This window comes from Nocardiopsis sediminis, from assembly GCF_042650565.1.
Classification (GTDB): domain Bacteria; phylum Actinomycetota; class Actinomycetes; order Streptosporangiales; family Streptosporangiaceae; genus Nocardiopsis_B; species Nocardiopsis_B sediminis.
The window spans coordinates 75,066-82,144 of sequence record NZ_JBHSBH010000010.1 but is presented as its reverse complement, the minus strand read 5'-3'; the positions used below and the strand labels follow the sequence as shown (position 1 = coordinate 82,144).

6 protein-coding genes are annotated in these 7,079 nt (G+C 73.4%); 5 read left to right on the top strand and 1 reads right to left on the bottom strand.

Annotated features, from left to right (window positions below; genetic code table 11):
• Positions 1-38: 38 nt before the first annotated feature.
• On the bottom strand, positions 39-770 hold the full coding sequence (locus tag ACFOVU_RS15380; RefSeq protein WP_378534180.1) for a GntR family transcriptional regulator: 732 nt from the start codon (positions 768-770) through the stop codon (positions 39-41).
• Positions 771-923: 153 nt separating this feature from the next.
• On the opposite strand from ACFOVU_RS15380, the gene ACFOVU_RS15375 reads away from it, so the two are divergent.
• The 5 genes from ACFOVU_RS15375 (at position 924) to ACFOVU_RS15355 (ending at position 7,014) form a co-directional block, all read left to right on the top strand.
• Complete coding sequence (locus ACFOVU_RS15375; protein ID WP_378534179.1) at positions 924-2,309, top strand: MFS transporter; 1,386 nt, start codon at positions 924-926, stop codon at positions 2,307-2,309.
• A complete protein-coding gene (locus ACFOVU_RS15370) occupies positions 2,306-3,331 on the top strand; it encodes an L-idonate 5-dehydrogenase (protein WP_378534177.1) in 1,026 nt (341 codons plus the stop codon). Before ACFOVU_RS15375 ends, ACFOVU_RS15370 begins: the two co-directional genes overlap by 4 nt.
• A 48-nt stretch (positions 3,332-3,379) precedes the next feature.
• Positions 3,380-4,591 carry a D-mannonate dehydratase ManD gene (gene manD / locus ACFOVU_RS15365; RefSeq protein WP_378534175.1) on the top strand — a complete coding sequence of 404 codons (1,212 nt, stop codon included), beginning with the start codon at positions 3,380-3,382 and terminating at the stop codon, positions 4,589-4,591.
• Complete coding sequence (locus ACFOVU_RS15360; RefSeq protein ID WP_378534173.1) at positions 4,588-6,045, top strand: mannitol dehydrogenase family protein; 1,458 nt, start codon at positions 4,588-4,590, stop codon at positions 6,043-6,045. The genes manD and ACFOVU_RS15360 overlap by 4 nt, the downstream gene beginning before the upstream one ends.
• A gap of 123 nt (positions 6,046-6,168) precedes the next feature.
• Positions 6,169-7,014 carry an SDR family NAD(P)-dependent oxidoreductase gene (locus ACFOVU_RS15355; protein WP_378534171.1) on the top strand — a complete coding sequence of 282 codons (846 nt, stop codon included), beginning with the start codon at positions 6,169-6,171 and terminating at the stop codon, positions 7,012-7,014.
• Positions 7,015-7,079 lie beyond the last annotated feature (65 nt).

The window sequence follows — 7,079 nt, the reverse complement described above, 5'->3', positions numbered from 1 at the left end:
GGGGGGGGGGGGGGGCCCGATGAGCGCCAAGTGCGGGGTTACTCCAGGGACGCGATGGTGCGGCGGACCGGCCGCGAGGGGCGGCCGGTGGAGAAGTACTCCGGCGAGGCGGCGCGGATCCGCTCGACGTCGTCGAAGACGGCGCGCAGGTGCGAGCGCAGGGCCTCGACCGCGGCGGCGGGGTCGGCGGCCTCGACGGCGTCGACGACCTCGGCGTGCTGGTCGATCAGCTCGCCGATGGGGCGGGTATCGATCAGGCTCAGCCGCCGGGCGCGGTCCAGGTGGGCCTTTGCGGCGTTGACGGTCCCCCAGGCGCTCTCGTGGCCGGCCAGGGCGAGCAGGGCGCGGTGGAACTCCTCGTCGAGCTCGAAGAAGCGGTCGTGGTCACCGGCCTGCGCGGTGTCCTTCTGGGCGTCGAGGATCGCGCGCAGGTCCCCGATGCGCTCGCGGACCTCGCCGGGCTCGACCTGGGACAGCGACGCGCACTCGATGGCCTCGCGGATGAACTGCGCCTGCTTGACGCGTTCGGGGTCGACGAGCGAGACGAAGCTGCCCACCTGCGGAAAGACCTGCACCATGCCCTCCTCGCGCAGGAGCAGGAGGCTTTCGCGCACGGGGGTGCGGCTGACGCCGAGCTCGGCGGCGAGCTCGTTCTCCGACAGCGCGGCGCCGGGCCGGAGCTCCAGCGTGATGATCGCGCGGCGGATGGTGTCGAGGGTGCGATCGCGTACGGACAGCAGCGGCCCTCCGGTCGGGGTCTCGTCGGCCATGCCCCTGAGTGTAGTTGGCGGAAATATTACGGGCACATTGACGGAACTGGAATGGCAGTGCTTGTATGGCAGCAACGACGCGTGGATCACCCGCGAATCCGCCCTGGTCAGCGCCCCCCGCGTCGCTCTGTACGCAGGCAAAAGGAGCAACCGATGACCGGACCGGCGTCGTCCGCACCCGCAAAGCGGGGGTCACGCAGTACCCGCGACCTCACCCGGGCCGCGGTGTCGGGCTGGCTGGGCACAGCGATGGAGTTCATGGACTTCCAGCTGTACTCCCTAGCCGCCGCACTGGTGTTCAACGAGATCTTCTTCCCCGAGTTCGACCCGGCGGTGGGCCTGATCGCCGCGATGGCCACCTACGGCGTCGGCTACGTCGCCCGCCTGCTGGGCGCGATCTACTTCGGCCGCATGGGCGACCGCCTGGGACGCAAGAAGGTCCTGTTCATCACCATCGCCCTGATGGGCGTATCGACCACCCTCATCGGCGTGCTGCCCACCTACCAGCAGATCGGGCTGGCCGCCCCGCTGCTGCTGGTGGGCCTGCGCCTGATCCAGGGCTTCGGCGCCGGGGCCGAGATCGCCGGCGCCACCGTGATGCTGGCCGAGTACGCGCCCACGCGCCGCCGCGGCCTCATCGCCTCCCTGGTCTCCCTGGGCACCAACTCCGGAACCCTGGGCGCCTCGGCCCTGTGGGCGGTCCTGGTCGCGGTCCTGCCCCATGACGACCTCATCGCCTGGGGCTGGCGCATCCCGTTCCTGGCCAGCTTCGTGCTGCTGATCCTGGCCGTGTGGATCCGCTCCACGGTCAAGGAGAGCCCGGTCTTCGAGCAGCGCGCCGACGTCGACGCCGACGGGGTGGCGCTGACCCGCCAGGAACTGGCCGCCGCCGCGGTCGAGACCGGCAAGGGCACCCTGGAGACCGCCCTGCACCAGAAGAAGGGCCGCGCGTTCCTGATCGCGCTGGGCCTGCGCTTCGGCCAGGCGGGCAACTCCGGCCTCATCCAGACCTTCCTGGTGGGCTACCTCGCCTCCACCCTGCTGGTCGACGGCTCCGTGGGCACCTCCGCCATCGTCTACGGCTCGCTCCTGGGCTTCGTCACCGTGCCGCTCGTGGGCGCCATCGGCGACCGCATCGGGCGCCGCCCCGTCTACATCGCGCTGACCATCGCCAGCATGGTCTATGCGATCCCCATGATGCTGCTGATCACCAGCGGCAGCACGCTCCTGATCACCATCGGCATGGTCATCGGGCTCAACCTCGCCGTCCTGGGCCTGTTCTCGATGGAGAGCGTCACCATGGCCGAGCTGTTCGGCGCCCGCACCCGCTTCACCCAGCTCGCCCTGGCCAAGGAGATCGGCGGCATCCTCGCCACCGCCATCGGCCCGCTGCTGGCCGCCTCGCTCACCGCCTGGACCGGCTCCTGGTGGCCCCTGGCCGCCATGGTCATCGTCTACTCCCTGGTCACCCTGGTCTCCGCCCTGACCTCGCCCGAGGTCCGCGGCCGCGACCTCGTCAAGCTGGAGGACGCCGTATGAGGGCGGTCAGGGTCCACGGCCCCGGCGACCTGCGGGTCGACGACATCCCCGACCCGGTCCCGGGCGAGGGCGAGGTCGCCATCGCCGTCGAATGGGGCGGGATCTGCGGCTCCGACATCTCCTACTACCGGCACGGCCGCTCCGGCACCGCGCAGCTGCGCGACCCGCTGGTCCTCGGCCACGAGTTCGCCGGCCGCGTCGCCGCGCTGGGCCCCGGCACCACCGGGATCGAGGTGGGCACCCCGGTCACCGTCCACCCGGCGCTCCCGGTCGGCGACGAGCCGCTGCCCGCCCGGCTGGCGGGGCGCACCAACCTCTACCCGCGGGTCCGCTACTCCGGCTCCGCCGCCTTCCACCCGCACACCGACGGCGGCTTCAGCCAGCTCACCACCGTCCAGGCCCACCAGCTGCGCCCCCTGCCCGAGGGGGTCGGCACCCGCGAGGGCGCCCTGGCCGAGCCGCTCGCCGTGGCCATGCACGCCGTCAACCGGGCCGGCGGCGTCGCCGGGCGCGACGCCACCGTCAACGGCGCCGGACCCATCGGGTCGCTGGTCGTGGCCGCGCTCAAGCACGCCGGCGCGGCCCGCGTCACCGTCGCCGACCTCAACGACGCCTCCCTCGCCATCGCCCGCGCCATGGGCGCCGACGACACCCGCAACATCGCCGACGGCCAGTCGCTCCCGGCCGACGCCGAGCTGGTGTTCGAGGCCTCGGGCGCACCGGGCGCGCTGGGCGGCGTGCTGGCCTCGACCGCGCGCGGCGGCACCCTCGTCCAGGTGGGCAACCTGCCCGGCACCGAGGCGCCCGCCGCTCTGGGCGACCTCGTCACCCGCGAGATCACCTGGATCGGCTCCTACCGGTTCGTCGACGAGATCGACGACGCCCTGGCCGCCCTTGCGACCGGCCTCGACCTCACCCCGCTCATGACCCACGCCTTCGGCCTGGACGACGCCGAGGCGGCCATGTGCACCGCCGCCGACCCCGCCTCCGGCAGCAGCAAGGTCATGCTGCGCTTCACCTGACCGCCGCTCTTCCCACAGCTCCCACAGCGCTACAGCAAAGGAAACCCCGTGAAGATCACCGATGCACGGGTGGTCGTGTCCTCACCCGGACGCAACTACGTCACCCTGATCATCGAGACCGAGGACGGCGTCACCGGGGTCGGCGACGCCACCCTCAACGGGCGCGAGCTGTCGGTGGCGGCCTACCTCACCGACCACCTGTGCCCGCTGCTCATCGGCCGCGACGCCCGCCGCATCGAGGACACCTGGCACTACCTCTACAAGGGCGCCTACTGGCGGCGCGGGCCGGTGACGATGACCGCCATCGCCGCCGTCGACGTCGCCCTGTGGGACATCAAGGCCAAAGCCGCCGGGATGCCCCTCTACCAGCTGCTCGGCGGCGCCGCGCGCGACGGCGTCCTGGTCTACGGCCACGCCAGCGGCGCCACCCTGGACGACCTCTCCGCCGACTTCCAGCGCCACCTGGACCTCGGCTACAAGGCCGTGCGCGCCCAGGCGTCGGTCCCGGGGCTGGAGAAGACCTACGGGATCGCGCCGGCCGGCGGCGCCGTCTACGAGCCCGCCAACGGCAACCGCCCCCAGGAGGACACCTGGGAGACCACCGCCTACCTCGACTTCGCCCCCGACATGCTCGGCCACATCCGCGAGCAGTTCGGCTACGGCGTCCACCTGCTCCATGACGTCCACCACCGGCTGACCCCCATCGAGGCCGGCCGGCTCGGCGCCGCCCTGGAGAAGTACCGCCCGTTCTGGATCGAGGACCCCACCCCCGCCGAGGACCAGTCGGCGTTCCGGGTCATCCGCGGCCACACCACCACCCCGATCGCGGTCGGCGAGGTCTTCAACTCCATCTGGGACTGCCAGCAGCTGATCACCGAGCGCCTCATCGACTACATCCGCACCTCGGTGTCACACTCCGGCGGCATCACCCACCTGCGCCGCATCTTCTCCCTGGCCGAGCTGTACGGGGTGCGCACCGGCTCCCACGGGGCGGGCGACCTGTCGCCCGTGGCCATGGCGGCGGCGCTGCACGTCGACCTCGCCGTCCCCAACTTCGGCATCCAGGAGTACATGGGCCACACCGGGCCCGTGGGCGAGGTGTTCCGCACCTCCTACACCTTCACCGACGGCTACATGCACCCCGGCGAGGCGCCCGGGCTGGGCGTGGAGTTCGACGAGGAGGCCGCGGCGCGCTTCCCCTACGACCCCCGCTACCTGCCGGTCAACCGCCGCCTCGACGGAACGGTGCACGACTGGTGACCCGGCTGAGCCTTGCGGCGCTGCGGGCGGCGGGGCGCTCCCCCGCCCTGGACCGCGGCGCCCTGCGCACCGGCATCGTCCACCTCGGCATCGGCGCGTTCTTCCGCGCCCACGGCGCCGTCCTCACCGAGGACGCCATGCTCGCCGACGGCTCCGCCGCGTGGGGCATCAGCGCCGTCACCGGGCGCTCCCCGCGCGTGCGCGACCAGCTGGCGCCCCAGGACGGCCTGTTCACCCTCACCGAGCGCGGGCCGGGCGCCCGCCCCACCCGCCTGGTGTCGTCCATCCGCGAGGTCATCGCCGGGCCGCAGGACCCTGGAGGGGTCCTCGCCCGCATCGCCGACCCCGCGACGAGGGTCGTCACGCTCACCGTCACCGAGAAGGGCTACCGGATCGACCCGCGCACCGGCGGCCTGGACCTGGCGGATGCGGGCGTGGCCGCCGACCTCGCCGGGGCCGCCCCCACGACCCCGATCGGGCAGCTCGCGCGCGGCCTCCAGGCCCGCCAGCGGGCCGACGCCGGCCCCCTCACCGTCGTCTCCTGCGACAACCTGCCCGAGAACGGCGCGCTGACCGCCCGGCTGCTCGCCGGCTTCGCCGATGCGCTGCCGGCGGCCGAGGGCGACGCGCTGCGGTCGTGGACGGCGGCCAACGCCGCCTTCCCCGCCACCATGGTCGACCGGATGGTCCCGGCCACCACCGGCTCCGACCTCGACCGCATCGAGCAGGGCTTCGGCCTGCGCGACGAGGGCGCGGTCGTCGCCGAGCCCTTCGTGCAGTGGGTGATCGAGGACCGCTTCGCCGCGGCGCGGCCGGGCTGGGAGGCCGCGGGCGCCCGCTTCACCGGCGACGTGCGGCCGTGGGAAGCGGCCAAGCTGCGCATCCTCAACGCCGGCCACTCGCTGGTCGCCTACCTCGGCCTGCTCGCGGGGCATGCGACCATCGCCGAGGGCGTCGCCGACGACCGCATCGCGGGGGCGGTCCGCAGCCTCATCCACAGCGAGGTCCTGGGGACGATCGCCTTGCCCGAAGGGCTGGACGGGGCGGCCTACGGCGACTCCGTCCTGGAGCGGTTCGCCAACCCGGCCCTGGGGCACACGACCGCCAAGGTGGCGAGCGACGGCTCGCAGAAGATCGGGCCGCGCCTGCTGTCGACCGCGGCGGCGGCGCTGGAGGCGGGGCGCGAACCGCGGTGGTCGGCCCTGGCGGTCGCGGCGTGGATGCGCCACGTGGTCCTCGCGGGTCCAGAGCTCGACGACCCCCTCGCCGGGGCGCTGGCCGCGCTGCCGGCCGGCGGGCCGGACGGCCGCACCGCGGTGCCCGCGCTGCTGCGCTGCGACGTGTTCCCGCCGGATCTGGCCGCCGACCAGAGGTTCTCCGGCCTCGTGGCCCACTGGTACGGGGTGCTCGCGGCGGCCGGCGTCGACGGCCTGAGTGGGGAGGCGACCGCGTAGCGGACGGCAACCCCTTTTCCAATCCATCCGAGACGGAACGTCTCGTTTTGACATGCGCCCCGGACCGCGGGCATCCTTATGTCGAAACGAGACGTTCCGTCTCACGATGAGGAAGGGGGACCCGTGGTCCACTCAGCCGGACCCACCGCCGCCGCCCAGCGCGTCTGGTTCATCACCGGCGCCTCCCGCGGGCTGGGCCGGGCGTTCGCCGAGGCCGCACTGGCCGCGGGCGAGCGCGTCATCGGCACCGCCCGCGACGTCGCCCCGCTCGAGGACCTGGTGGCGCGCTACGACGGCCGCCTGATCGCCTTCCCCCTCGACGTCACCGACCGCGCCGCGGTCATGGCCGGAGTCCGCCGCGCCTACGACACCTTCGGCCGGCTCGACATCGTCGTCAACAACGCCGGCCAGCTCCTCTACGGCATGCTGGAGGAGGTCACCGAGGCCCAGGCGCGGGCGCACATGGACACCAACTTCTTCGGCGCGCTGTGGGTCTGCCAGGCGGCGGTGCCGCTCCTGCGCGAGCAGGGCTCCGGGCACATCATCCAGGTGGGCACCGTCGGCGCCGGTGGCGGCTTCTCCTGCGTCGGCATGTACGGGGCGGGCAAGGCGGCGGTCGACGCCATCAGCGAGGCGCTGGCCATGGAGGTGGAGTCCTTCGGCATCAAGGTCACCAAGCTCCAGCCCACCAGCTACGACACCGGGCTGTTCACCACCGGGACCACCGCCACCGAGGCCGACCCCGCCTACGCCGGCCTGCGCGCCCGGCTGGCGGAGCTGTGGGGCGGGGAATCCAGCGACCCGCACCCGTCGCAAGCCGCGCCCGTGCTCATGGAGCTGGTCGACCTGCCCGACCCGCCCCGGCGCCTGGCCGTCGGCGGATACTCCTACGACCTGTCCCGCGACGCCGACCAGGCGCGCACCGCCGAGGCCGAACGGTGGGAGCACCTGAGCCGCAAGGGCGGCTGACCCCGCCCGGGGGGGCGGTGGCGCACATGCAAGGGGGGTGCCCCGGCCGCGGCCGGGGCACCCCC